This is a genomic window from Peteryoungia rhizophila, from assembly GCF_004912145.1.
In the GTDB taxonomy this organism is placed as follows: Bacteria; Pseudomonadota; Alphaproteobacteria; order Rhizobiales; family Rhizobiaceae; genus Allorhizobium; species Allorhizobium rhizophilum.
Genome location: NZ_STGT01000003.1, coordinates 284,156 through 307,785, shown reverse-complemented (window position 1 = coordinate 307,785; position 23,630 = coordinate 284,156). Strand labels below are relative to the sequence as shown.

The following is a 23,630-nucleotide window of genomic DNA, read 5'->3' as shown; positions in this document are numbered from 1 at the left end:
GCGGGGTCTTTCACTGCCTTATGGGTCAAGTGAACAAGCTCCATATCTGCCAACCGGCAGAGATGACTGTTGCGGCCAGCACGAAACTGATCAGAACGATTTCCCAACGCATCGCTTAAAGCCCCTCAGGCGCTTACCTTGTGAAGGCATATGGCTCTGCCGTGGGCGACGGGCAAGAGGATCGGTTAGCCGGTTCGCCGGAAGACAACGGGAACAGAGGTGGCTAACCGACACCTAAATGCCTTTGATATTTAAGAAATTTGGTAGGCCCGGAGGGCCTGAGACGCGTTGGTCGGCTGCATAGCCGTGGATCTCATTATGGAGATTATTGAGCAGATGACTCCACAAGCCGTGACTTTTGGTGCAGCTTGCCGGAATGATCTTTATTCGTCGCGCCTTCTCTGACACCGTATCTCATATTTGGGCGTTGATACTGGCGGCCTTTACTGGGTGTGCATCTTTAGTTGCGCTGTTCCTTTGGAAGGGGCAGCAATCGGCCGTTGAGGAGATGCCGGGGGTAGTGGTCGGCCTCATCGGAACAGTGTGTGGTGTACTGCTTATCTTCGCGTGGAATGTTATCGCGGCGCCTTACCGCATTCAAAAGGATCGCGCGGATGCGCTTGCGGAAGAGTGCGGGGCCCTAGAAAAAGAGCTGTCGAGTCTGCTTGCTAGCGGTCAAGTGCCGACTGCAGTCCTTAAATCCTTATCAGAAATTCAGGAGCGAAGGGACGAGCTAGATAGCCGACTGGGTGCCATTGCGGCCTTAATCGAACAGTTTCGTCGACTTCTGTCAGCCGCCGTCAATTACGGTCACTTCCGCCAAACCGATCTGCGGGCTGACGACGTGACGCTCATTGCGGATTTTCTGGTTCAACAGGCTGCGCTGATTCTTCCTAAGCTACCTCACCAGCCAGATCAGCCCCTGATATTTCAGACTGGTTGGAATGAGTACCGTTACATCTTTGCAGTGCCAAAGCGCACAGCGCCTAAAGTCACCTTTCCCATGCTTCCGGAAGAGGTTGAGGCAACTGTTCAAGACGCGTCCAAGCTGCATTTCGATGTCCGCTTTTGGCATATCCCGTCGTCTAATCACCAGGCTATTGCCCCGCTGCCATTCGTAGCTGACGCTGAACTATGAGCTGGCGAAAGTTGACTTGCGCGGTGACGGGGCTGCTTTGCGTTCTCGCTGTGCCGCCCTGGAAGTGCGACCGGGACGCGGGATTTCCGTAACTTATCCGAAGGCCATGGTGCGACCACGGGCCAAGGTCAAGTAACTGAGATTTCTTGCAGGTGGCTCACCTACAGGGAGTGAAACCGTTTCACGTTCTGATCGAACGCTCTTGCTTTCGCTGGTTCATCCATCTTTCCAAAATGGCTCTGACCCCTGAGTAGGTTGTCGTTGCAGTGCTCCAATTTGAGTTCGTATTGGCAGACGTTTTCAGTGGATCACCGTTATCATAGAAGGCACCGATGATTTGATCGTCACGGTCCTCTTGTCCCGCAACCGCATCTAGAACGATCCTGAAGTAGGGTTTTTGGCCGGTTCCCTGAACGCCGATCCTCACGCTGAGGCGATCTCGAATGTCCTCATGAGTATGCATTTCGCGAAAAACTCGACGAACGTACCCATCTGGATCTGAGAGATGGGGCAGGACTGTTTCGATCGTCTCATCGGTAGCGAGTTTGTCTTTCAATGCCTTATCCTCCGTCCAGAGCATCCCTTGTGATTTAGAGCAGGCGATCTTCCGATTTCAATGTGTCTGGTGAAATGAATCACCTACGTGGACCCGCCGGCGGAACACGTGACGAACGCATTTTGCAAAACACGACAGAGAAGCTGCAAAACATCCTCTTGCTTTTCGGCTCCAAACCTTTGAAAAGGTTCACGCGCGGACGTGGCGAAACTGGTAGACGCAAGAGACTTAAAATCTCTCGGCCTAGGTCATGCGGGTTCGATCCCCGCCGTCCGCACCAGTCTTCCGTTCCGCTCCCGCACGAAACGCTGTTCCAGGACATGGGCGCCCCATTGGCTGCCTGGGCGCTCTTCGACCAGGCGAAAACCGGAGGCCTCGTAGAGACGTCGCGCGGTGTCGAGGCCACGAAATGTCCAGAGATGAGTCTCCGAAAAATCCTGGGTATCGACGAACTGCAGCGCCTCCTGCAGCAGGGCCTTGCCGAGGCCGCTGCCGCGGGCCGAGGGGTCGACGATGAACAGCCTGAGATGCGCAAGGCGCGCGCCGCTCGCGGATGTGGTCGTTCCCTTCAGGTCCTCGCCATCGATGGCGATCGTGCCGACGATGCGCTCATCGATCAGCCCGGCCCAGATCGCGTTGCAAGGCCGATCGAGGCGGGTGGCGAACTCGGCCAGTCCGCCAGCCACGATCGCTTCGAATTGACCGCCGAAGCCGCTGGTCTCGCTGTAGTGCCGGGCATGCATTTCGATGCATCGACCCAAAAGGCCGGGCCTCCAGCCGGACTGCACCGAGGCCATTCTCGGCGTGGCCGGGTTCACAGATACAGCCGTCGCTCCGTTACCGTCAGCACTACCGCCGCCGATTGCGCCGGCATAGAGCTCGAGGCCGGTGCGCACGATGTGTTGTTCCTGCGTGGTGAGCCGCGCAAGCGCCGTCCGCACCTGGTCACGGGCAAAGGCCTCGATGGCGACGAGCCGTTTGGCCCCGTCCGCCGTCAGCGACAGGTGCTTGGTCCGTGCGTCCGTAGGCGCAACCGTCTCCGTGATGAGGCCTGCAGACTGCAGTTTCCCGAGCAGTCGGCTGATGCTGGATTTGTCGAGCCCGAGGATCTCCGACAGATCCCGGCCGGAGAGGTCGGTGCCTGTGCCGATTTCGATCAGGGCATGAACTGAAGAGGGCGGCAATCCACTTTCGGCGAGGTCCGAGCGCAAAAAGCCCAATCGGCGGACAAGCTGCCGGGAGGTCGAGCGGATCGAATCGACGTCGATGTCTGAGAGCAGCATCCTGGTTCGCTCGCAATTGGTTGATTCATGCAACTAATAAACTGCAGGCGAGGCGAAGGCAAGAATGATGGGGTCTCGGGAATGCTGGTGTTCTATGATTAAAAAAGGGGCGCACCCACATTTGGCGAAAGTTTGAGCATTTTCCGCTTTGCGCCACTTTCGATTCCTGATTTGATGGCCTCCATCAAAAACAAAGGGAGCAAGAAACCATGATCACAAGACGTCTCTTTTCGGCCGCCGTCCTCGCGGCGGGCCTGATGGCCGGCGTGACCCTGCCGGTCACGTCAGCGCATGCCGAGACAGCCATCAAGTTCACCCTCGACTGGAAATTCGAGGGCCCGGCCGCCGGCTTCCTGCTGGCGCTGGACAAGGGGTATTTCAAGGCGGAAGGCCTGGATGTGACGATCGACAGTGGCAATGGCTCTGTCGAGGCGATCCCGCGTGTGGCAACCGGCGCCTATCAGATGGGCTTCGGTGACATCAATTCCGTCATCAAGTTCCTCGACGAAGACCCGACCCAGAAGGTCAAGGCCGTGATGATGGTCTATGAAAAGCCGACCTTCTCGGTCGTCGGCCGCAAGTCGCTCGGCGTGACGGAGGATCCGAAGTCGCTGGAAGGCAAGAAGCTCGGTGCGCCGCCGCCGGATGGCGCCTTTGCCCAGTGGCCGGCCTTCAAGCAGGCCGCCGGCATCGATGACAGCGGCATCACCATCGAATCGATCGGTTTCCCCGTGCGCGAGCCGATGCTCGCCAAGGGTGATGTCGACGCCGTCTTCGGCTTCGCCTTCTCGGTCATCCTGAACCTGAAGGCACAAGGCATTGCGGACGACGACATCGCCACCATCCTGATGGCGGACAATGGCTTGAACCTCTACGGCAACAGCGTGCTGGTGAACACCGATTTCGCCACGGAGAACCCTGACGCCGTCAAGGGCTTCCTGAAGGCGCTGGCCAAGGGCTTTGCGGACGCCGTCGCCAATCCGGAAGAGGGTGTGGCCGCCGTTCTGAAGCGCAACGAGACGCTGAACCCTGAGATCGAGAAGGAACGTCTTGATATGGCCAATGCCATGAACATCAAGACGCCTTACGTGGTCGAGAACGGCTTCGGCGGTATCGATCCGGCGCGGCTCGCAGCGTCGATCGAGACGCTGAAAGTGTCGATGGGTCTGAAGGGCAATGTCGCGGCCGAGCAGGTCTTCGACGCGAGCTTCCTGCCGGCCAAGGAAGAGCGGATGTTGCCGTAATCTTCCCCTTCTCCCCAGCGGGGAGAAGGTGGTCCGCAGGACCGGATGAGGGGGGCGAAGCAACGACGCTGGCACACCTTGTGCCTTGACGCCCCCTCATCGCCTCGCATGCGCTCGGCACTTCTCCCCGCTGGGGAGAAGAGGAAGACAGGCTTAAAGGAGCCCCCATGTCCCACCTCGTTTCCATCGACAATGTCGACATGCGCTATGGCGGCGCGGACGGTACGCTTGCCGTGTCCGGCCTCACCATGCGGGTCGACAAGGGCGAGTTTTCAGCTGTCGTCGGGCCGTCCGGCTGTGGCAAGTCGACCCTGATGAAGCTCGTGACGGGGCTGCATATCCCGCAGTCGGGCGTCGTGATCGTCGCCGGCCAGCAGGTGACCAAACCGGTCTCGATCGTCGGCATGGCCTTCCAGAACCCGACCATGCTCCCCTGGCGCACGACGCTTGAGAACATTCTCCTGCCGCTTGAAATCGTTGAGCGTCACCGGCATCGTCTCAGGGCGAACAAGAAGGAATATGTCGAGAAGGCGGAAAACCTGCTGGAGATCGTCGGCTTGAAGGGGGTCGGCTCGAAGTTTCCCTGGCAGCTCTCTGGCGGCATGCAGCAGCGCGCCAATCTCTGCCGGGCGCTGATCCACGAGCCGGAACTCCTGATGCTCGACGAACCCTTCGGCGCACTCGATGCCTTCACCCGCGAAGAGCTGTGGTGCGTGATCCGCGACCTGCATGCGGCGCAAGGTGTGACCATCGTGCTCGTCACGCACGACCTGCGCGAGGCGGTGTTCCTCGCCGACCGGATTTTTGTGATGAGCTCGCGCCCCGGCAAGGTGGTGAAGGAGCATACCGTGCCCTTCGAGAGGCCGCGCGACATCGAACTGACTTATGACAACGCCTTCAACGACATGGTGCATGTCCTGCATGGCGAGATCGCAAAGGCGAGGGTGGTGGCATGAGCGTGATATCAGACACAGTGCCGACCCGCCCGGTGGTCAAGCCGCTCACGCAGCGGATCAACTGGGTGCGGGCGGCTCCCTTCCTCTATACGCTCGGCCTCTTCGTCATCTGGGAACTCTCGGTCATCGTCTTTGCCCTGCCGCAGACACTGCTGCCGGCACCATCAAGGGTCTTCGAGGCGATCGTGCAATACTGGTCGCCGATCTGGAAGAACTCGCTGCAGACGCTTTACACGACGACGCTCGGCTTCCTGATTGCGGTCGTCGCAGGCCTCGGCCTCGGCCTCTTCATCGGCTGGTCGAAGACCATCTATGCCGGGCTCTACCCCCTGATGATCGGCTTCAACGCCATCCCCAAGGTGGCGCTCGTGCCGATCCTCGTCATCTGGTTCGGCATCGGCACGGTGCCGGCGGTGCTGACCGCCTTCCTGATTTCCTTCTTTCCGATCGTCGTCAACGTGGCGACAGGGCTTGCCACCATCGAGCCGGAAACGGAGGACGTGCTGAGGGCGCTCGGGGCGCGAAAGATGGACATCATGCTGAAGGTCGGCATTCCCAGGTCCATGCCCTATTTCTTCGGCTCGCTGAAGATCGCGATCACCTTGGCCTTTGTCGGCTCGGTGGTGTCGGAGACGGTCGCCTCGAATTACGGCCTCGGCAACATGATGAGCTCGGCGCAGAGCCAGTTCAACGTGCCGCTGGTCTTTGCCGGCCTGCTGATGCTCGCGATCGAAGGCATTGCCATGTATGCGCTGATGGCCTGGATCGAGAAGCGCATGACCGGCTGGGCGCATCGCTCGACCATGGCAAACTGACGTTGGCGGCTGGGTGCGGATCGGCCGCGCTCAGCCCTTTTCCTTGAGCGTGAAGGGAAGCTCGAACGGCGTCGAGCGTTCGGCAATGACGTCGTTGATCGTGTAGCGCAGCACATAGCCGCCGGGCTTGGCGCCATCAACGTCGAGGGTGAGATGGGTATAGACCTCGACCGCATCCGAATGGCTGGTAAAGGTGAAATTGCCGAATTCCTTCTGCAGCGCCAGCGTCTTGCCCTTGTCGTCGGTGAGTTCCAGATCGACGGTAAAATGCGATTGCCGCTGCTCGCCCGCCGACGGATTCCATCTGAGGCCGGTCACCTCGACATAGGTGATCAGTTTTTCTCCGGTCAGGAAGACCGGCTCCGCCTTAGCTGCATAGGCGCGGTAAGCATTCGGCACCTCGGAAACGAAGAGCGCGCGTGGCACGCTTAGCGGTAGCGTCTGGGAGAAGGCGGCAAGCCCGGAGCGCATTGCCTCGAAGGCACCGGCGGCATCGTTGCGTGCCGCAAGCCGCTCGGCCTCGATCGCTGCGTCGAGAAGCGGCCCGCCCAAGGCCGGGGATGCGATGAGCCATGCACCAAGGGCGGCTGCGGAGACGAAGCGGAATGGGCCGGGGTATTTCAGGGACACGTGATTCTCCCGCGTTGCAATTGCGGGAGTGTGGGAAGAACGGACACGATGCGTCAAGCGCCGCATCCGCTCTCCCGGATCACGTTGGGCTGATCGTCAGGAGCGCCAGAACATCGGCATGAGCAGCACCATCACCGTCAGCACTTCGAGACGGCCGAGCAGCATGGCGAGCGACAGGATATAGAGTTCCGGGTCGGCCATCATGGCAAAATTGCCGGCCGGTCCGATCAATGATCCGATGCCGGGGCCGACATTCGAGAGCGCCGTGATCACCGCGGAAGAGGCTGTCAGGAAGTCGTATCCGGCGAGCGCCATGGCAAGGCTCCCCATCACCCAGATGAAGATATAGGCGCTGAAGAACAGGAAAACGGCCCGCTGCGTATCGGCGCCGACGATCTGGTTGCCATAGCGCACGGAATAGACGGCGTTCGGATAGATGAGCTTCTTCATGCCAGTCAGGATGATGTTGAAGAGGATGACGAAGCGATAGGCCTTGATACCGCCAGCGGTGGAGCCGGAACAGCCACCCATGAAGGTGGCGAAGAAGGCGGCGGCGACCGCAAAGGGTCCCCAGAGCGTGTAGTCCTCGCTCGCATAGCCGGTCGTCGACAGGATCGAGGAGAAATTGAAGAAGGAATGCGACAGGGCCAGCGGCAGATCGACGCCGTTGCGCAAATGGTTGTAGAGCGCAGCCGCGATCGCAAAGGCGCCGAGATAGGCGAGGAAGACCAGGATCTGGGGATCGCGCAGCGCATCGAGGCGCCCTTTGATGAAGAAGACGATCAGGATCGAGAAGGGCAGGCTGCAGACCGTCATGAAGAAGGTCGCGATCCAGCGTAGGGCATAGCTGTCGAAATAGCCGAAGGACGCGTCATGGGTCGAAAAGCCGCCGGTCGCGATCGTCGTCAGCGCATGATTGAGCGCGTCGAAATGGCTCATGCCAAAGATATCGTAGGCGATCATGCAGATGAGGGTGATCGCGACATAGATGGCCACAAAGGCGCGGGTGAAGGTCGCAATGCGGGCGAATGGCTTGTCGCCGATGTCGGAGGATTCCATCTTGAAGAAGGAGACTCCACCGACCCGGAGAAACGGCAGGACGAACAGGCCGAGCGCCACGATCCCGATGCCGCCCAGCCATTGCAGCAGGGAACGCCAGACCAGGAGACCTGGGGCCATGTCGTCGAGCCCGACGAGTACGGTGGAACCGGTCGTGGTGATGGCAGAGACCGATTCAAACAGCGCTTGCGCGAAGGTCAGATCAAGTTCTGAGAAGTACAGCGGGACCGCACCCACCAGCGAGAAGGTCGCCCAGAGCACATTCACCAGAAGGAAGCCCATGCGCTTGGAAAAGGCGGGTGGTGGCCCCCGCGTCGCCATGGCCGCGGTTACCGACAGCCCGCCGACCATGGCCGCAGAGACGGTGAAGACAGACCAGTGGGGATCGCCATAATAGAGGTCCACCATGGCCGGGATCAGCATGGCCGTGGAGAGATAGAGCCCGCAAAGGGCCGCGATGTAGACGACGGAGCGGAGCAGATTGGTATTCAAGCAATGTCTTCCGTCTGTTGCGGCGCAAAGAGGCTTTGTCTCCGCCCGATGTGTATGCCATAGCGGGGCTCGGTTCAAAATTCAACGGAGGCTGACGTGACCCCCAGTCAAGTCGACGAAGCGCTGGAGGCGATGCGCGGCCTCTTTCCCGAAACGCCGCTGCAGCTCAACGAACATTTGAGCGCCCGTTACGGTGCCAATGTCTATCTGAAGCGCGAGGATCTGACGCCTGTCCGCTCCTACAAGATCCGCGGCGCCTTCAACTTCTTCCGCAAGATTGTTGCCGACAGCCCCTCCGGCACCACCTTCGTCTGCGCCTCCGCCGGCAATCATGCACAGGGCTTCGCCTATGTCTGCCGCCATTTCGGCGTCGAGGGCGTGGTCTTCATGCCGGTGACGACGCCGCAGCAGAAGATCGACAAGACCCGCATTTTCGGCGGCGAATTCATCACCATCCGGCTGATCGGCGACATCTTCGACCAGTGCTACGCAGCAGCCCGCGAACATGTCGAAGCGATCGGCGGCTACATGGTGCCGCCCTTCGACCATCCAGACATCATCGAGGGACAGGCGACGGTCGCGGCTGAAGTCATGCAGCAATTGCCGGACGGCGTGACGCCCGATCTCGTGGTGATGCCGGTCGGCGGTGGTGGTCTCTCGTCGGGCATGACCAGCTATATGGCGGATCGCGTCTCGTCCGAGGCGATGATCTTCTGCGAACCGGCGGGCGCGCCGAGCCTGAAGAAGAGCTTGGAAGCTGGCAAGGTGGTGACGCTGCCCAAGGTCGACAATTTTGTCGACGGTGCCGCCGTCGCCCGGATTGGTGACCACAATTTCGAGGCGCTGAAGGCCTTTCGCCCGGATCAGGTGCTGATCGTGCCTGAGAATGCGATCTGCGTGACGATGACCGACATGCTGAATGTCGAGGGCGTGGTGCTGGAGCCGGCAGGTGCCTTGGCGCTCGCGGCCCTCGATCTTTTGCCGCGCGTGGCACTGAGTGGCCGGACGATCGTCGCGGTCGTCTCCGGCGGCAATTTCGATTTCGAGCGCCTGCCCGATGTCAAAGAGCGGGCGATGCGCTATGCGGGCCTGAAGAAGTACTTCATCCTGCGCCTGCCGCAGCGTCCCGGTGCGCTGCGCGACTTCCTCAATCTGCTCGGCCCCGAAGACGATATCGCCCGCTTCGAATACCTCAAGAAGTCAGCCCGCAATTTCGGCTCCATCCTGATCGGCATCGAGACGGGCAAGCGCGAGAATTTCGCTGATCTCTTCGAGCGGTTCGATCAGGCGGGGCTCGGCTTCGAGGACATCACCGAAAACGAGATCCTCGCCAACCTGATCATCTGACACCCTGTTCGCTGAGCCAGTCGAGGATCGTGTTTGCAATCGGTAAGGTTGTCTGAGGCGAATAGGTGTCGCCGGCGAGCACGTGATTGTTGGCGTCACCTGTCGGGCCGGGATCGATCAATTGGTGCGGCCCGCCCCAGCGGGCAGCGACGGCTGCCGTCCGGTCCGGCCGCACGACCTTGTCATGCGCCGACTGGATAAACAGGGCCGGAACACTGATATCTTCGACCGGGCTATGGGCCGCGAGCCTGACCGACTGCGCCATCGGGATGAGTGCCGTGACCGGGTAATCGGTGGTCCAGTTGTACGCATTGAGTGGGCTGATCGGCTCGAAGCCCCGTCGTTCCCCGAGCAGCAGGCGCGCGATCTGCGTGCCGAAAGGCCCGGTCAGAAGGAAACTTCCGGAGGCCTGCACGCCGTAGTTCGGTGAGAGAAAGACGGCGGCCGCCACCTGGTCCGCAAGCGTGGGGCGGGCGAGTGCCCAGGTGACGAGCGAGCTACCCGTGGATGTCGAGATGACCACGACTTGCTCGCCGAGCAGGCGCCCCACAGCCAGCGCCTCGCCGATATCCCCCGCCCAGTCTTCGATCGTCGCGAGACCCAGAGCATCGGGGTCGTCGAGGCCGTGGCCGGCGAGCCGCGTGAAGAAGAGATTGGCGCCGAGCGCCGTCGCCACGAGATCGGGCAGGGGGCGCACCTCGGCGGGCGAGGCTGAAAAGCCATGGACATAGATGACACTGATCGGCGTCTTCTGGCGACGGGTCGGATCTGCCCAGACGATTTGCTTGGTGAGGCCCCGGCGAAGGGCGCCTGCCTTGTCCTCGCCTTCCGCGATCAGTGTTTCCACCGCTTCGAGGGAGGAGCCAGCTGCGATTCGTGCTTCTCGCTCCAGCGCAAGTACCGGCGGCATCCGGTAGAGGACCACGAGCGTTACGACCGCGGCAGCGATGAATGCAAGCGTAAGACCCATGAAGCTCCGCATCTCCTTTTCCTCCGGTGGTCCCGGCCGTCCGGTGCCGAACTTACCATGCCGTTCACCGAGGGAAAGGCGCTTGACCCGCTCTTCCGCGTCGCCGCTCCCTGTGCTAGGGGAAAACACATGTCGATCCTGTCCAGCATCCTTTCCGTTTTCACCGGTGGCGCTTCGTCCGAAAGCCCTGCCAAGCCGATGGCCGAGCCGCAGACCTACAAGGACTGCGTCATACACGCCGAGCCCATGCGCGAAGGCAGCCAGTACCGACTCGCCGGGCGTATCCTGCAGACGGTGGAAGGTCGCGTTCTCGAACGGAAGTTCATCCGCGCCGACGTCTTCACCTCGCTCGACGATGCGCTCGACTGCACGTTCCGCAAGGCGCAGCAGATCATCGACCAGAATGGCCCGGCTCTCTTCGGTGACGGGGAAGAGACGCGGATCGTCTGACGAACTACCGGATTACCACGAAGAATTGTTTCTTCGCGGTCACTGAAAATTAATGATGCAGCGCAACACTGGATCCGAGATATTGCTCGGGTTTTTCATGTGATTATTGCGTTTCGCTCCGCCTTCTCGCCCCGCATTGGTTTGATCGCATCGGGCATCCTTCTCGGGATGGCGGAGGCGCTTGTTGCGGCCGACGAGCCCGCTGCGGCGGCTCAGGCGGCGAAGGCTTCCGCCGACCTTGCCTGGCTGATGGCGGCAGCCGGCATGGTGATGATGATGCAGATCGGTTTCCTGCTCCTGGAAGCCGGCATGGTCCGCTCGAAGAACTCGATCAATGTCGCTGAGAAGAACCTGCTCGATTTCGTCTTCGGCGTGGTGGGGTTTGCGGCCATTGGCTTCATGCTGGCCTTCGGCGCGTCCGGCGTCCTGCCCGTCGGCATCGATATGGACTATTTCCTGCTCCAGGATCTCGACAGCTGGCTCGCCGGCTTTTTCGTTTTCCAGGTCATGTTTTGTGGCACTGCGGCGACCATCGTGTCCGGGGCGGTTGCCGAGCGCATGACGCTGTCGACCTATGTGCTCGGCTCGATCTTTCTCTCCACCCTGATCTATCCCGTCTTCGTCCATTGGGTCTGGGGAACGGCAATCGCTCCTAATTCCGGCGCCTTCCTCGCTAATCTCGGTTTCGTCGATTTCGCCGGCTCAACGGTGGTGCATGCGACTGGTGGCTGGGTCGCGCTCGCGGCCTGCCTTGTCATTGGTTCGAGAAAAGGGCGTTTCGATGCCGAAGGCCGTCCCGTCCGGATCGCCGGTCACAATCCGGTGCTGGCGACGACCGGAGGTCTGATCCTGTTTTTCGGATGGATCGGCTTCAACGGCGGTTCCACGCTCGCCGCCAATGCCGACGTCGCGCCGATCATCCTGAATACGGTCCTGGCGGGTGGCATGGGCACCTGCGTCGGTTACGTCATCGGCGCGAAGCAAGACGGGGTCATTCTGCCGGAAAAGGCTCTTAGCGGCATGCTCGGCGCGCTGGTGGCGGTGACCGCCGGCTGCCATGTGCTCGAACCTGGAGGCGCGCTGTTGACCGGCGGCCTGGGCTCGATCGTCGCTGTCTTTGGCAACAAGTTTGTAGAGGAGAAGCTGAAGGTCGATGACGCGGTCGGTGCTGTCGGCGTGCATGCCTTTGCCGGGGTCGCGGGCACGCTCGCGCTTGCTCTTCTCGCACCCGTCGACCAGCTTCCGGCCGGCGGACGGTTCGATCAGCTCTACATCCAGCTCTTCGGTTCGGCCCTCAATTTCTACTGGGCCTTCGGCCTCGGCTACGCCTTCTTCTGGACCCTCGACAAGCTCGTGCCGATCCGCGTCACCGCCGAGGTCGAGGACATCGGCCTCAACGTCGCCGAACATGGTACGCGCCTGGGCGTCGGCCATGTGGAAGACGCGTTGTCGAAGCTGGTCTCGGGCAGTGCCGATCTCGGAGATCGCCTGGCGGTCGATCCGGGCGACGAGGCGGAAAAGCTCACCCGGCTGTTCAATGGCCTGATGGACAACATCCAGCAGCAGGAGCGCAGCCGCCACGAACTCGAGGTTCAAGTCCGTGACGAGGAGGAATCCGAGCGCGTGTCGGCGCTCGCAAATGCCACATTCGAGGCGATCGTCATGCATGAAAATGGCACGATCATCGACGGCAACGAGCAGTTCGAAATACTGACGGGACGAAATCTGACAGACCTCGTGGGCTCTTCGATCCTCGATCTCGTGGATGTGGAAGGTCGGCGCATGCTGATCGAGGATCCGAACCCGGCACCCAACGTCTCGCGGGAATTCCACATCGTGCGGCCGGACGGAACGCGCATCCCGATCGAGGCGAGGGGCCGAAATATCGAATACCGCGGTCGCCATATCCGCATCAGCTGCCTGGTGGATTTGCGTGAGCGCAAGGCCGTCGAGGGACGTATGCGCCATCTCGCGCAGCATGATCCGCTGACCGGTCTCGCCAACCGTGCGCTCTTTACCGAGACGCTGTCGGCCCATGTCGGTCGGCCAAATCGCGATTGGGGCTGTGGCGTGCTGTTGGTCGATCTGGACCACTTTAAGGACGTCAACGATCTCTACGGGCATCCGGCCGGCGACGAAGTCATTCGCGAGACCGCCCGGCGGCTGTCGGCGTCCCTGGGGCCCGCCGATAAGGCGGCCCGGCTGGGTGGCGACGAATTCGCGGTCATCCTGGGCAATTGCCATTTCGAGGCACAGCTCGAGGATCTGAGCCGCCGGCTGATCGAGGCCTTCCGGCAACCTTTCGACACGGGGCAGGGAGAGCGCATCAAATGCGGCATCAGTATCGGCGGCGCGCTGTTTCCCGAACATGCAACCGCACTGGACGAACTGATCGGCCGTGCCGACGTCGCGCTCTACCACGCCAAGAAGTCAGGTCGGAACACGTTTCGCGCCTATCGCAAAGGCATGGACGAGTTGATCGAGAAGCGGCGTGCCCTGGAGGCCGATATCGAGCGGGGGCTGGAGCGCGACGAGTTCGAGCTCTACCTACAGCCGCGAGTCTCCGCGCTTGATGGCTCGATCATCGGTTACGAGGCCTTGCTGCGCTGGAACCACCCCGAGCGCGGCATGGTGCACCCCGGCGACTTCATTCCCGTCGCAGAAGTCTCCGGCAAGATCATCGGTCTCGGCGAATGGGTTCTACGTGAGGCCTGCCGGCTGGCCGTCGAACTCCCGCCTGAGGTTCACCTGAGCGTCAATGTTTCCCCGGTTCAATTCCGTCATCCCGATTTCCTCGGCCGTATCGAGGCAATTCTGAAGGAGACCTCAGTCGCACCGCAGCAACTGGAGCTGGAGATCACCGAAAGCGTGCTGATCGACGACGAGAGGGCGCGTCTCATTCTGGGCCATCTGAAAAGCCTGGGGCTGAAGATCGCGCTCGACGATTTCGGGACCGGTTATTCCTCGCTCAGTTATCTGAGCCGCTACCCCTTCGACGTCATCAAGATCGATCGCAGCTTCGTCTCGGCTCTCGGCGAAGAGGAGACCGCGAACGCGATCGTCCGGACCATCATCGAGCTCGGCAACGGGCTCGGCATGCGGGTCGTAGCGGAGGGGGTGGAAACTGTGGAACAGGCCGGCTACCTGTGCGCTGCCGGTTGCGACGAGCTCCAGGGTTATCTGCTCGGTCGGCCGCTGCCGGTGAACAGGATCGCCCGTGAAATCAGTGAGACTGTGGTCACCGAACTGACGCGGATTGCGCGGCTTTCAGCGCATCGGGACAAGCGGCTGTCCCGGGCGGGGAACGAGACAGCGCTTGTCCTGGCGGCAAACGGCAACTGAAGGTCCTTGCCGTTTGCGGAAAGCGAGTGCGGCGAGGTCGCCGCGCTTGTGGTTTAAGATCAGGCGGCCTGGGCCAGTTCCACGACCTTTGCCTGGGCAGCGGCCACGGCCTTTTCGGCAGCTTCCGGGCCATAGGCGAGGCCTTCCACATAGACCGTTTCGACCAGCTCGATGCCGAGGAAGCCGAGGACCGTCTTGAGATAGGGCTCGGCATGGTTCATCGGCGCGCCGGGACCGGAGGAATAGACGCCGCCGGCGGCCAGCACGAGATAGGCCTTCTTGCCCTTGGCGAGACCGACCGGACCGTTCTCGGTATAGGTGAAGGTGAGGCCGGCACGCGCGACGTGGTCGATCCAGCTTTTCAGCGACGAATAGATGTTGAAGTTGATCAGACCGGTGCCGATGACGATCGTGTCGGCGGCCATCAGTTCGGCGACGAGCGCGTCGGAGACGGCGACAGAGGCTGCCTCTTCAGCTGTGCGGGCATCGGCTGGCTTGCGGATCGCGGTGGTGAAGGCGCCGTCGACATGATCGAGCTGGGTTTCGACGAGGTCACGACGGATCAGCGCGCCGCCGGTCTGCGCGGCGAACTTCTCGGCGAGCTCGGTCGCGATCGCGTTCGAGAGGGATTCGGAGCCGCGCGGGCTGGAGGTGACGAGAAGGATGGAAGACATGTGCAGTTCCTCGAATGTTGAGGGCCCTTGGGAGCAGGCCTGCCATGCATGTATGCCCAAGCATCCATCGATGAAACTGTGATAATGTAGATCGATCATATCGAATAATTGGATGGATGCCCAAAAGCCATGGATGCCAATCCCACCCTCGACCAGCTTCAGGTCTTTCTCACCGTGGCCGACACCGGCAGCTTTTCGGCCGCCGCCCGTCTGCTCAACCGCGCCCAGTCAGTGGTGAGCTACACCATCGGCAATCTCGAGAGCCAGCTCGGCGTATCGCTCTTCGAGAGGACCGGCACGCGCCAGCCAAAGCTGACCGAGGAGGGCAGGGCCATGCTCACCGACGCCCGGCGCATTGTCGGCGACCTGCAGGTCATGCGCGCCAAGGCCCGCAGCATGCGTCAGGGGCTGGAGGCAGAGCTGTCTATCGCCATCAGCGTTCTCGTGCCGACGCCGGCCCTGCTGGCCGTGCTGCGGGATTTCCAAACCGAGTTTCCCTCCGTCTCCCTCAGGCTCGAAGTGGGCGAACTCGGTCGCCTCGTGGATCTGGTCGTGAGTGGCCGGGCGACGATCGGGATCGGTGGCGCGCTGCCCGGTCAGGACGATACCCTGATCTTCGATCGTATAGGCCACAATTTTCTGTTTCCGGCCGCAGCCGCCGACCACCCTCTGGCGGCCCGCAAGGGCACGCTGACGCTGCAGGACGTGCGGGAGGAAACACAGATCGTCGTCAGCGATGCATCGGACCTGACGAACGGCCGCGACTTCAACGTCCTGTCCTTCAAGACCTGGCGGGTGAGCGACATGGCGACGAAGCACCAGCTCATCCGTGGCGGTCTCGGTTGGGGCGGACTGCCGGCCTCGATCATCCACGAGGACTTGGCAGGAGGCCGGATCGTACATCTCGATCTGCCGGCCTATGAACAGGGCTCCTACAATCTCCATGCTATCCGCCGGACCGACACGCCACCGGGACCGGCCGGCACCTGGCTCATCCGCGCCTTCGAGGAGCGCCTGTCGAACTGCCCGGTCGACGTCCCGACCGCTCTTCTTGCCGAATCGGTTTAAGGAATCGATTCAAGCCTTTGAATCGATTCCCAACCTGCGGTTCCGCAACGTGGCGGACTTCTGTCCTCAGAGCGTCAGTCGGAACGTCGCGAAACCATCTGCGCCTTCCCCGGCATCCTCGATCTTCGCGCCCTCAAAGCCGGCGAGATGCTCGCGCGCCCTGGGGCCGGTCTCGAAGATGACGGTCGTGTCGCCGATCGGGGCAAACGACCAGTTGCCGTCGGCTGAGGGATTGATCGTGCCCTGCTCGACGATGTAGCGGACGATGATGTCGCGGTTGGTGTCCGGCCCGATGAAGATCACCTTGTCCGATGCGATCTCGGGGAACTTGCCGCCGCCGCCGGCGCGGTAATTGTTGGTCGCGACCGCGAAGGTCTGGCCTGGGTCGATCGGCTTGCCGTCGAATTGCAGGTTGACGATGCGGCTCGATTCCGGATGCACGGCGACGCCGTCTTTGTCGTAGCGGGCGGGTTTGGTGAGGTCGATCTGGTAGGTGACGCCGTCGATGACGTCGTAATTGTAGGACGGGAAGTCCGGGTTAATGAGCGGTGCGTCCGTCGCGCCCTTTTCGATCTGGTTGAACATACCGGCCGACATTTCGAGCCAGTTCTTCACCTGCTCGCCGGTGATCGCTACCGCCTGGATCGTGTTCGGATAGAGATAGAGATCGGCGACGTTCTTGATCGCGATATCGCCGGCCGGCACGTCGGTGAAATAGTCGGCGCCGCCGCGGCCGCCCGCCTTGAACGGGGCGGCAGCCGAGAGCACCGGCAGGTCCTTGTGATCGCCGTCCTTCAGCATCTCCTTGATATACCAGGACTGCGCGATCGAGACGATCTGGATCGACGGGTCGTCGGCAACCAGCGCGAAGTAGGAGTAGAGCGGCGCGGACGTCTTGCCGACCGGCGTGCGCACGTAGTCGAGCGTCGCCTGATGTTCAGTCGCGACCGATGCGACCACTTCAGGCTTGTCCTCCACGTCGGCAACGACCTTGCGGTTGTCGTCGCGGTGGTAGATCGGCCGGGCCTCGCAGGTGAAGTCGACGATCTTCCAGCTCGAACCGTCCTTTTCGAGCAAAAGGTCGATCAGACCCATATGCGAGCCCCAGAAGCCGGCCATCACGGCGGGTTTGCCGAGCAGCGTGCCCTTCACCGCATCCGCCCCGGGCACGTTTTCGAAATCCTTTGGACCGGGGAAGACGAGATGCTGGTGACCGGTGAAGATCGCGTCAATTCCTTCGACGCCGGCGAGATAGAGCGAGGCGTTTTCCATGCCTTCGCTTTCGCCATGGCCATCAATGCCGGAATGGGAGAGCGCAATCACGATGTCGGCGCCGTCCTCCTTCATCTGCGGCACCCAGGCGCGGGCCGCCTGCAGGATGTCGCGGGTCATCGCCTTGCCTTCGAGGTTCTTCGCATCCCACAGCATGATCTGCGGCGGCACGAAACCGATGAAGCCGACCTTGATAGAGCTTACCGCGCCCGAGCCGTCGCGGATCTGCTTTTCGATGATGTGGTAGGGCTTGAAGTAGAGCGGGTCCTGCTTCGGATCTGCGGCGAGCTGGCCCTTGGTCAGGTTGGCGCAGACAAAGGGGAATTGCGCCCCGGCCAGCGTATTGAACATGAAGTCGAGGCCGTAGTTGAACTCGTGATTGCCGAGCGTGCCGCAATCATAACCGAGAACGTTCATCGCCTTGATCACCGGATGCACGTCGCCGGGCTTCATACCCTTCTGATAGGCCATGTAGTCGCCCATCGGATTGCCCTGCAGGAAGTCGCCATTGTCGATCAGCATGGAGTTTCCGGCCTCGGCGCGGATGCTGTCGATCAGGCTCGCGGTCCGCGCCAGCCCCATCGTGTCGTTCGGTTTGTCGGCGTAATAGTCGTAAGGCATCACGTTGACGTGGATGTCTGTCGTTTCCATCAGCCTGAGATGTGCCTGGTTGCCATTGGCGCGGGCGGCAAAGGGATGGAGCGTGACGAGGGCGGCCGATGCGGCGATGCCGCTGAGGAAGGACCGGCGGGAAATCGGATGGAGATCGAGCAAAGACGGCATGGGGGCCTCACGAAGAACTGGTTCTGAAAGCGACGGAGGTTAAGTCGCTTTCGAGAGGCTTGCACCTGGAAAATGACAGGGGTGAGACATCGGGTGACTGAAAACAATTCAGGGTAGATATAAGTTGAATATAATCGCGATAGTTGATTTTCCGCTATCTGCGAGGTATGTTCCTCCCGTCATCGATGGGGGATCGACACATGCCTTGGCTCAACACGGCATTCATTGCAGGCGCAATCGGTGGGATCTCGCCTGAACTGGCGCGGTTTCTCGTTCGGGCTCAAGGGGGGCACTTCGCCGTTTGGATTGAAAAGCTTCTGCAAGAGCCATGGATCTCCATCCTGGTTCCTGTAGCCGTTTCGATCGTCATTCTGTTGTTGTTGGGTCTTCTTGGAGGGATCGTGGCCCACTATGGCAATGAGCCGAACATCGGCAAAGCATTCATGCTCGGCATAGGGGCGCCAGCCTTCATACTGTCTACCGTTGGCGCGATTGCCCCAGCGAATGAAGTCGTCAAAGACACCAAGGTTCAGGCGGTCAGCATGGAGGTTTCTCAGCCCGAGACGGACATCCTGGGATACCTGGGCGCAATGCTTATCACGGCGGGTCATGCCCAAAACCTGCCATCCCAGGGAATGCCTGTACCTCAGTTGACTTTCGATACGCAGGCGATCGCCGGCGATTGTCCGGACTGTCGGGTGGTGTTCCAGGATTCGTCCGGAAACGTTCTTTCCTCCGAACAGGTGGGAGGCAACTCCGCGTCCACGATCGAAGTGCCGAACGATGCGACCACCGCCATCTTATCGGGCGTGCCCGATGCGAACGGCGCACAGTTCTCGCTCGATTCGCTGAAGTCATCGACCGACGGCACAGCGTCGGAAACATACTCCCTTGAGGTCACCAAAAGCCGAAATTACATCAACGATTTCCGGTACATCCTGGGCAACAACGCGATACAGCCATTCGACCTCGAACTGAAGGCTGCAGGCGTCGAGTGAGACGCGGCCAAGGCTTCAGAAGCTCGATGACGCGCGATGGAAATTGCGAAAATAGGCGGTGATCTGCGCCACCGTGTTCGTGGTCTGCTCGAACTCCAAGCCCATTTTGCCGGCCCTGTACCAGCGGACCGTGCTCTCGATATGCCCGAGCTCCGCGCAGCGCACGATGACGGTTGCCCCGCGCTTCGCTTCGATCCAGCCTTCGAGTTGCAGGGCCATGCCGGTCCGGGAGATATCGAGAATGCGCACGTCCAGCCTTTTGCCCAGGAATTCCAGCGTGCCCCTAATATGACAACGCATGCGTTGGGTTCGACGACCGTCCGGATTGAGATTGGCAGCAAGCATCTGACTGCGCTCCATCAAAATTGATTGAAAGAAACGCAGGAAACCTCGGCCAGGCGCCTTAACGGCATCTGGCCAAGTTCGTTAGAATGCGAGCGTCCGCCCTGGGAGATTTCAGGTATTCGACCTGTTATCCCGCGGATTTACCGTTAATTTCAGGAGGAAGTGCGCCTCAGCGCGTGAGGACCGGCCGGACTTCCTGGTGGAAGTTGCGGAAATAGGCCGCGACCTTGGCGATCGAATTGCTGTTCGGCTTGAACATGATGCCGATCCGCCCGCCGTAATTCCAGCGAACCACGCCTTCCAGGAGGCCGATGTCGGCATTTTCGATGACGACAGGGCTGCCGGCAGCGGCGGGGAGATTGGAGGTGAGTTCCAGAGCCAGACCGCTGCGCGAGATATTGATCACGCGGCCATTCGCCTCCTGCTTGAAATAATGGACCTTGCTGTCGATCCTGCAGCGACTGCGGGGGGAATTGCGAACATCCATGCCGAGATTGTTGCTCATGATGCCGTCCTGATGAAAACAATAGGACGAGCTTACGCGCGATCTGTGAGGACGAACTAAAACAAATCATTAGGATTTTCGGGATTCTTGCTCAAAGCCCCACATTGGGACGCTCGATGATCTCGCGCAGGGCAAAGCTCGAATTGATCTTCACCACATGAGGCAGCGCGGACAGCCAGTCGCGGTGGATGCGCTCGTAATCCTCGAGATCCTTGGCGGCGACCCTCAGGATGTAATCATACTCGCCCGACATCAGGTAGCAGACGAGCACGTTGGGACAGCGCTTCACGGCCGCCTCGAACTCGGTCAGTGTCTTGGCGAACTGGCCCGACAGCGAGATATGGACGATCACCATCATCTTGTAGTCGATGGCCTTGTGCGACAGGCGCGCGTGATAGCCGCTGATCACGCCGGATTTTTCCAGCATGTCGTGGCGGCGCGAGCAGGCGGAGGGCGAGAGGCCCACCGTCTCGGCGAGCTCCGCATTGGTCATGCGACCATTCTCCTGCAAGGCCTTCAGAATGGCACGATCGATGGCATCCAGTTCCGCCATTCGCAGGATTCTCCGTAAAATGCCTATGTTGCGCAAGAAGCTGCGAAATGTCTCGCGCCACGGGCGTCACTTTGCAAGGACATTTTGCACCGGGAATGGTTGAATTTCACGATTGAAACCAAGCGGCCCAAGGCTGCGGATAAAAGAGAGGAACGCTTCATGCGTGTCGGTTGCCCGAAGGAAATCAAAAACCATGAATATCGTGTCGGCCTGACCCCCGGTGCCGTCAGGGAATATGTGGCGCATGGTCATGATGTCCTGATCGAGACGGGTGCAGGCGCCGGCATCGGCGCCGACGACCACGCTTATATCGCCGCTGGCGCGAAGATCGCAGCCACAGCCAAGGACGTGTTCGAAAAGTCCGACATGATCGTCAAGGTCAAGGAACCGCAGCCCTCCGAATGGGTGCAGCTGCGCGATGGCCAGATCCTCTATACCTATCTTCACCTCGCGCCTGATCCGGAGCAGACCAAGGGCTTGCTCGACTCGGGCGTCACCGCCGTTGCCTATGAGACAGTGACCGATGAGCGCGGCGGCCTGCCGCTTCTGGCGCCGATGTCGGAAGTCGCCGGACGCCTCGCGATCCAGGCGGGTGCGACGGCGTTGCAAAAAGCCCATGGCGGCCGTGGTATCCTCCTCGGCGGCGTGCCGGGTGTGCTGCCGGCCAAGGTCACGGTGATCGGTGGCGGCGTCGTCGGCCTGCATGCGGCCAAGATGGCCGTCGGCCTCGGTGCCGACGTCACCATCCTCGACCGCTCGCTGCCGCGCCTGCGCCAGCTCGATGACATCTTTGGCGGCCGTGTCCACACCGTCTATTCGACGATCGATGCGTTGGAGCAGGAGAGCTTCTCCGCAGATCTCGTCATCGGCGCGGTCCTCATCCCAGGAGCCGCGGCTCCCAAACTGGTCACCCGCGAAATGCTGTCCGGCATGAAGAAGGGTGCGGTCGTGGTCGACGTCGCGATCGACCAGGGTGGCTGCTTCGAGACTTCGCATGCCACGACTCACTCTGACCCGACCTATGTGGTCGACGGCGTCGTGCATTATTGCGTGGCCAACATGCCGGGTGCGGTTCCGATCACCTCGGCCCATGCGCTGAACAATGCGACCCTGGTGCATGGTCTGGCGCTCGCCGATCGCGGCCTGCGCGCGATTGCCGAGGACCGGCACCTGCGCAACGGTTTGAACGTGCACAAGGGCCGCATCACCAACAAGCCGGTGGCGGAAGCTCTGGGTTATCCGGCCCATGCGCCGGAAGCCGTGTTGAACGTAGCGTAAGGTCGCACTCTCCGGTCGCCTCACGTGGCGTCAGGTCCGCGCATGTATTGTGTAAACGCGGCCATCTGGGCCGGCCATCCCATCGGCCGGCCCATTTTTTTGTCCAGCGGTAAGACTCAGTTTGGCAGGGAGCCGCCGCGCGTCGACGGACCGAACATTCGCCGTAGCAGGTGGCCGTCGATCAGGACGAGGCCCGCGACGATGGTCGCCATGCCGATGAAGTGTTGCGGTGCGAGCACTTCGCCGAGGAAGAGCCAGCCGAGCAGGATGGCACTCACCGGAATGAGGAACGTGACCAGCATCAGGTTGGTCGCACCGGCCGAGGCGAGGATCCGGAAGAAGATGATATAGGCAAGCGCCGTCGAGATCAGCGCGATCGCGACGAGCGCGGCCATTGTTGGCAGCCCCGGTGCCGCAAGCGTCCACGGCTGTTCGACGACGAGTGCGATGGGGATCATCAGCACGGCGGATGCGGAGATCTGGCCGGTGGCGGTGACGATCGGATTGATACCCATCGCCTTGAAACGTCGGCCGTACACGCCGGCGAAGGAATAGGAGAGGGCGGCCCCGAGAACCGCGAGCTCCGCTATCAGATGCGAGCCGAAGCCGGATAGGGCAGACGGCCCGATCATCAGGGCCACACCGGCAAAGCCGACGATTGTCCCGGCAAGTCGCCCTCCCGTCATCTTCTCGTCGCGGGTCAGCAGATGCGCCACCACGACCCCGAACAGCGGGGTCGTCGCATTGAGGATAGAGGCGAGGCCGCTGGCGATATGGCCCTGGCCCCAGACGATCAATGAGAAGGGGATCATGTTGTTGAGCAGTCCCATGCCGAAGAATGCGAGCCAGATCTTTGGCGCACGCGGCATGGAGATCCCGGCGAGCTTGAGGCCGACGAGAAGCGCGAGAGCGGCAAGGCCTACGCGTGCTGCGACGATGGTGAAGGGTGGCAATTCCCTGACGGCGATCCCGGTGAAGAAGAAGGACCCACCCCAGATCACCGAAAGCACGGTCAGCATGAGCCAGTCGCGGGCGTTCATCGATGGTGATGTCGTCATGAACGGCTCCTGGCGTTTTGAGCCGCTGCCAAAGGACGATCTGAGCGTCGTTGGCCTAGCCCCGTGTCTCCAGCCATAACATCCGGCAGACCCTCGTCAATTGCCAGTTCTTCCGGCCAGCCGCCCTCGCGCAGTTTGAGCCGGTCGAATTCCGCAACCGGCTTCTGGCCGAGTTGGGCCGGACCCGACGTCGGGTTAAACGTCGGGCCCGCAGGGTTCGTCAGCGGATGAAGTCGTCGATCCGGCGCAGCGTCACGCGTCGGTTGCGCCATTCGGAACGTTCCGTGGGGACCAGCAGAAAGTCCTCGCCATAGCCGACCGTCTCCAGCACCCGGGCCGGAATGCGGAATTCGCGCACCAGAACCATTTTCAGAGACGCCGCCCGGCGCTCCGACAGGATCTGGTTGGAATAGGCGGAGCCGACCGCATCCGTGTGCCCCTCGATGAGGAAGCGAACGGCGCGCCGGCGACGCAGCAGTTGCTCCATGGCGCGGGCGATCTGCTGGACCTTGCGAAACTCCGAACGCGGAATGTCGGCCGAGCCCGTGGCGAAGTTGATCGCCTGGATATCGATCGAGGGGGCCTGACGCCGAAGCTCCGGCCGCCGCTTGAACTCGTCGATCGTGACCCGGTTCCGCGGTGCGATCTGGCGCTGCGGTGCTGCGTCCAGTCGGCGCATGATCATGTCCTCGGAAGGCGCCTCCTGTGCGAAGCCGACCACGGGTGAAGCCAGCGCGCCACCCAGCACCATCAAAAACATCCGTCTTTCCATGCCATGTCCTCCATCTTCGAAGTCTTGTGACGACAGGCATGC

The 23,630-nt window shown here is 61.3% G+C and carries 22 protein-coding genes and 1 tRNA gene; 11 read left to right on the top strand and 12 right to left on the bottom strand.

Going from position 1 to position 23,630, the window contains the following annotated elements:
* Nucleotides 1–376 precede the first annotated feature (376 nt).
* The gene (locus E9677_RS12455) at nucleotides 377–1,138 is read left to right on the top strand and encodes a hypothetical protein (RefSeq protein ID WP_136558424.1); all 762 of its coding nucleotides are present in this window, start codon (nucleotides 377–379) and stop codon (nucleotides 1,136–1,138) included.
* A gap of 181 nt (nucleotides 1,139–1,319) precedes the next feature.
* Here E9677_RS12455 and E9677_RS12450 read toward each other — a convergent pair whose 3' ends face one another.
* Entirely contained in the window at nucleotides 1,320–1,694 is a 375-nt protein-coding gene (locus E9677_RS12450) for a hypothetical protein (RefSeq protein ID WP_136558423.1), read from the bottom strand.
* A 195-nt stretch (nucleotides 1,695–1,889) separates the two neighbouring features.
* Between E9677_RS12450 and E9677_RS12445 the strand changes: the two genes are divergently transcribed.
* Nucleotides 1,890–1,974: transfer RNA gene (locus E9677_RS12445), tRNA-Leu, on the top strand.
* Here E9677_RS12445 and E9677_RS12440 read toward each other — a convergent pair.
* On the bottom strand, nucleotides 1,943–2,977 hold the full coding sequence (locus tag E9677_RS12440) for a bifunctional helix-turn-helix transcriptional regulator/GNAT family N-acetyltransferase (RefSeq protein WP_136558422.1): 1,035 nt from the start codon (nucleotides 2,975–2,977) through the stop codon (nucleotides 1,943–1,945). The genes E9677_RS12445 and E9677_RS12440 overlap by 32 nt on opposite strands.
* A gap of 209 nt (nucleotides 2,978–3,186) precedes the next feature.
* On the opposite strand from E9677_RS12440, the gene E9677_RS12435 reads away from it, so the two are divergent.
* From E9677_RS12435 to E9677_RS12425, 3 genes are all read left to right on the top strand, one after another.
* Nucleotides 3,187–4,221, top strand: coding sequence for an ABC transporter substrate-binding protein (locus E9677_RS12435; protein WP_136558421.1), 1,035 nt, complete (start codon nucleotides 3,187–3,189; stop codon nucleotides 4,219–4,221).
* Nucleotides 4,222–4,388: 167 nt separating this feature from the next.
* Nucleotides 4,389–5,177 carry an ABC transporter ATP-binding protein gene (locus tag E9677_RS12430; RefSeq protein ID WP_168801199.1) on the top strand — a complete coding sequence of 263 codons (789 nt, stop codon included), beginning with the start codon at nucleotides 4,389–4,391 and terminating at the stop codon, nucleotides 5,175–5,177.
* Complete coding sequence (locus tag E9677_RS12425) at nucleotides 5,174–5,992, top strand: ABC transporter permease (RefSeq protein WP_136558420.1); 819 nt, start codon at nucleotides 5,174–5,176, stop codon at nucleotides 5,990–5,992. Before E9677_RS12430 ends, E9677_RS12425 begins: the two co-directional genes overlap by 4 nt.
* Before the next feature lie 30 nt (nucleotides 5,993–6,022).
* Here the strand turns inward: E9677_RS12425 and E9677_RS12420 are convergent, their stop codons facing one another.
* The gene (locus E9677_RS12420) at nucleotides 6,023–6,622 is read right to left on the bottom strand and encodes a hypothetical protein (RefSeq protein ID WP_136558419.1); all 600 of its coding nucleotides are present in this window, start codon (nucleotides 6,620–6,622) and stop codon (nucleotides 6,023–6,025) included.
* A 96-nt stretch (nucleotides 6,623–6,718) separates the two neighbouring features.
* Nucleotides 6,719–8,173: a TrkH family potassium uptake protein gene (locus E9677_RS12415; protein WP_136558418.1), complete on the bottom strand. Its 1,455-nt coding sequence runs from the start codon at nucleotides 8,171–8,173 to the stop codon at nucleotides 6,719–6,721.
* A gap of 132 nt (nucleotides 8,174–8,305) precedes the next feature.
* On the opposite strand from E9677_RS12415, the gene ilvA reads away from it, so the two are divergent.
* Nucleotides 8,306–9,520: a threonine ammonia-lyase gene (ilvA, locus tag E9677_RS12410; protein WP_408014730.1), complete on the top strand. Its 1,215-nt coding sequence runs from the start codon at nucleotides 8,306–8,308 to the stop codon at nucleotides 9,518–9,520.
* On the opposite strand, the gene E9677_RS12405 is transcribed toward ilvA, so the two are convergent.
* Complete coding sequence (locus E9677_RS12405; RefSeq protein WP_136558416.1) at nucleotides 9,513–10,502, bottom strand: alpha/beta hydrolase; 990 nt, start codon at nucleotides 10,500–10,502, stop codon at nucleotides 9,513–9,515. The genes ilvA and E9677_RS12405 overlap by 8 nt on opposite strands.
* A gap of 117 nt (nucleotides 10,503–10,619) precedes the next feature.
* Between E9677_RS12405 and E9677_RS12400 the strand changes: the two genes are divergently transcribed.
* Nucleotides 10,620–10,940 carry an HlyU family transcriptional regulator gene (locus E9677_RS12400; protein ID WP_136558415.1) on the top strand — a complete coding sequence of 107 codons (321 nt, stop codon included), beginning with the start codon at nucleotides 10,620–10,622 and terminating at the stop codon, nucleotides 10,938–10,940.
* A 99-nt stretch (nucleotides 10,941–11,039) separates the two neighbouring features.
* A complete protein-coding gene (gene amt, locus E9677_RS12395; RefSeq protein WP_235882940.1) occupies nucleotides 11,040–14,282 on the top strand; it encodes an ammonium transporter in 3,243 nt (1,080 codons plus the stop codon).
* A 59-nt stretch (nucleotides 14,283–14,341) separates the two neighbouring features.
* Here the strand turns inward: amt and E9677_RS12390 are convergent, their stop codons facing one another.
* Entirely contained in the window at nucleotides 14,342–14,956 is a 615-nt protein-coding gene (locus tag E9677_RS12390) for an FMN-dependent NADH-azoreductase (protein ID WP_136558414.1), read from the bottom strand.
* 129 nt (nucleotides 14,957–15,085) lie between these two features.
* On the opposite strand from E9677_RS12390, the gene E9677_RS12385 reads away from it, so the two are divergent.
* Nucleotides 15,086–16,024, top strand: coding sequence for a LysR family transcriptional regulator (locus tag E9677_RS12385; protein WP_136558413.1), 939 nt, complete (start codon nucleotides 15,086–15,088; stop codon nucleotides 16,022–16,024).
* Between the two features lie 66 nt (nucleotides 16,025–16,090).
* On the opposite strand, the gene E9677_RS12380 is transcribed toward E9677_RS12385, so the two are convergent.
* On the bottom strand, nucleotides 16,091–18,079 hold the full coding sequence (locus tag E9677_RS12380; RefSeq protein WP_136558412.1) for a bifunctional 2',3'-cyclic-nucleotide 2'-phosphodiesterase/3'-nucleotidase: 1,989 nt from the start codon (nucleotides 18,077–18,079) through the stop codon (nucleotides 16,091–16,093).
* A gap of 200 nt (nucleotides 18,080–18,279) precedes the next feature.
* On the opposite strand from E9677_RS12380, the gene E9677_RS12375 reads away from it, so the two are divergent.
* The gene (locus E9677_RS12375) at nucleotides 18,280–19,077 is read left to right on the top strand and encodes a hypothetical protein (protein ID WP_136558411.1); all 798 of its coding nucleotides are present in this window, start codon (nucleotides 18,280–18,282) and stop codon (nucleotides 19,075–19,077) included.
* 15 nt (nucleotides 19,078–19,092) lie between these two features.
* On the opposite strand, the gene E9677_RS12370 is transcribed toward E9677_RS12375, so the two are convergent.
* The 3 genes from E9677_RS12370 to E9677_RS12360 form a co-directional block, all read right to left on the bottom strand.
* Nucleotides 19,093–19,422: a PilZ domain-containing protein gene (locus E9677_RS12370; RefSeq protein WP_136558410.1), complete on the bottom strand. Its 330-nt coding sequence runs from the start codon at nucleotides 19,420–19,422 to the stop codon at nucleotides 19,093–19,095.
* Between the two features lie 169 nt (nucleotides 19,423–19,591).
* Nucleotides 19,592–19,927, bottom strand: a complete 336-nt coding sequence (locus E9677_RS12365) for a PilZ domain-containing protein (protein WP_136558409.1) — start codon at nucleotides 19,925–19,927, stop codon at nucleotides 19,592–19,594.
* A gap of 91 nt (nucleotides 19,928–20,018) precedes the next feature.
* The gene (locus tag E9677_RS12360; RefSeq protein ID WP_006728606.1) at nucleotides 20,019–20,480 is read right to left on the bottom strand and encodes an Lrp/AsnC family transcriptional regulator; all 462 of its coding nucleotides are present in this window, start codon (nucleotides 20,478–20,480) and stop codon (nucleotides 20,019–20,021) included.
* Nucleotides 20,481–20,639: 159 nt separating this feature from the next.
* Between E9677_RS12360 and ald the strand changes: the two genes are divergently transcribed.
* A complete protein-coding gene (gene ald, locus E9677_RS12355) occupies nucleotides 20,640–21,758 on the top strand; it encodes an alanine dehydrogenase (RefSeq protein WP_136558408.1) in 1,119 nt (372 codons plus the stop codon).
* A 116-nt stretch (nucleotides 21,759–21,874) separates the two neighbouring features.
* On the opposite strand, the gene E9677_RS12350 is transcribed toward ald, so the two are convergent.
* Entirely contained in the window at nucleotides 21,875–22,816 is a 942-nt protein-coding gene (locus tag E9677_RS12350) for a DMT family transporter (protein WP_235882939.1), read from the bottom strand.
* 220 nt (nucleotides 22,817–23,036) lie between these two features.
* Nucleotides 23,037–23,588 (bottom strand): OmpA family protein, encoded by a 552-nt coding sequence (locus E9677_RS12345; RefSeq protein WP_136558407.1) that lies wholly within the window; start codon nucleotides 23,586–23,588, stop codon nucleotides 23,037–23,039.
* Nucleotides 23,589–23,630: the final 42 nt, after the last annotated feature.